The organism is Polynucleobacter sp. 39-46-10 (genome assembly GCF_002282275.1).
Genome location: NZ_NCJB01000386.1, coordinates 1 through 1,996 on the forward strand (window position 1 = coordinate 1; position 1,996 = coordinate 1,996).

Sequence of the window (1,996 nt, forward strand, 5' to 3'; positions counted from 1 at the left end):
AGTAGACATAGTGGAGCGAGTCTTGAAGCTGAAGTTATTAGAAACGTCTACAAAGACGATTTCACGATATTCGGGGTGAATGCCAGGTTTCATTATTAAGTCCTATTAGCAGGCAGCCGTTTAAGTCCAAAGACCCAAATACTTACCCAGTTAAATGCAAATTATTAAAGCGGTAAAAGCGAAATTATGCCATGAAATCAACAACAAAGCGCACTTTTACCGTCTATGAGGGGCTAAATTAGCCACCCTTACGCATTAAATCGAAGAATTCACCGTTATTTTTGGTGGATTTGAGCTTATCAACGATAAAGTTCATCGCCTCAATATCGTCCATATCGGCCAATAATTTACGTAAAACCCAGATTTTCTGGAGGTTTTCAGCTTTAACCAGCAACTCTTCACGGCGGGTGCCAGACTTGTTGAGGTTAATCGATGGGTAAACACGACGCTCGGCCAAACGACGCTCAAGGTGTACTTCCATGTTACCTGTGCCTTTGAACTCTTCGTAGATGAGGTCATCCATGCGGCTACCAGTTTCAATCAAGGCAGTAGCGATGATGGTGAGTGAGCCACCTTCTTCCACGTTACGTGCGGCACCGAAGAAACGTTTTGGACGCTGTAATGCGTTTGCATCCACACCGCCGGAGAGTACTTTTCCAGATGAAGGGATTACGGTGTTGTAAGCACGAGCAAGGCGGGTAATCGAGTCAAGCAAGATGATGACGTCTTTTTTCATCTCAACCAAACGCTTAGCCTTTTCAATCACCATCTCGGCAACCTGTACGTGACGCACAGCTGGCTCATCAAATGTAGAGGCAACGACTTCACCGCGCACAGAGCGCTGCATTTCAGTAACCTCTTCAGGGCGCTCATCGACCAACAACACGATCAAGATCGCATCCGGATTATTCGCAGAGATCGCATGAGCGATGTGCTGCATCATTACAGTCTTACCGGACTTCGGTGAAGAAACGATCAAGCCACGCTGGCCATAGCCTATCGGGGAGATCATATCGATGATGCGGCCAGTTAAATTCTCTTCGGCTTTGATGTCACGCTCTAACTGAATGACGCGATTTGGATGCAAAGGAGTTAAGTTCTCGAACATGATGCGGTTCTTTAAGGCTTCAGGAGCCAAACCGTTGATCTTGTCTACTTTGACTAACGCAAAATAGCGCTCGCCATCTTTAGGGGTACGAACTTCGCCTTCAACGCTATCACCAGTATGCAGGTTAAAGCGGCGGATCTGTGCAGGAGAGATGTAGATATCGTCCGGAGAAGCCATGTAAGAGGCATCAGGGGAGCGCAAGAAACCAAAGCCGTCAGGCAATACTTCCAAAGTGCCGTCACCGAAAACAGATTCACCTTCTTTAGCGCGCTTTTTGAGGATGGCAAACATCAACTCTTGTTTGCGCATACGTTGGGTATTTTCAATCTCCAGGCTAGCTGCCATTTCAAGCAGGGCGGATACGTGGAGTACTTTGAGTTCAGATAATTGCATGTGGTTCTCGGGTGTAGATAAGGATGTAGATGTGTTTTGGGGTATTGCTGTCTAGATGGACATCAGACAGATTGGGAAAACAGAATTTGGGAGTATTTGCTAAAAAGAAGGGGGGAGGAAATTGCTAGAAATCGGGGCACTGAAAGTGCGTTGAAATAGATACTACACTAAAAACTGCTGAAAACCACAGGCTCACGCAGTGAACCTGTGATCTAGGACTATTTACAGATGACTATCAATAAACGCAGTCAACTGGGATTTTGCCAAAGCGCCTACTTTTTGAGCAGCAACAGTGCCGTTCTTAAAGAGGATCAATGTTGGGATGCCGCGGATATTGAACTGGGCAGGAACGCCTTGGTTCTCATCCACGTTCATCTTAGCGATTTGGATCTTGTCGCCGTATTCACCAGCCAGCTCTTCAAGGATAGGACCGATCATCTTGCAAGGACCACACCACTCAGCCCAGAAGTCGAGGAGAACAGGTTTATCGGACTT

The 1,996-nt window shown here is 46.5% G+C and carries 3 protein-coding genes; all 3 read right to left on the reverse strand.

What is annotated here, in order from left to right:
• Positions 1-93: 50S ribosomal protein L31 (locus tag B7X71_RS15915; RefSeq protein ID WP_293601450.1), on the reverse strand; the 93-nt coding region annotated here is incomplete at its 3' end.
• A 145-nt stretch (positions 94-238) separates the two neighbouring features.
• A complete protein-coding gene (rho, locus tag B7X71_RS15920; protein ID WP_046330324.1) occupies positions 239-1,501 on the reverse strand; it encodes a transcription termination factor Rho in 1,263 nt (420 codons plus the stop codon).
• A gap of 222 nt (positions 1,502-1,723) precedes the next feature.
• Positions 1,724-1,996 (reverse strand): thioredoxin (gene trxA, locus B7X71_RS15925; RefSeq protein WP_293599579.1); only part of this gene is annotated, 273 nt, incomplete at its 5' end.

What these genes read in the sequence shown, in the direction of transcription:
- rho (WP_046330324.1), bottom strand. Translation starts at nt 1,501, where the DNA reads ATGCAATTATCTGAACTCAAAGTACTCCACGTATCCGCCCTGCTTGAA.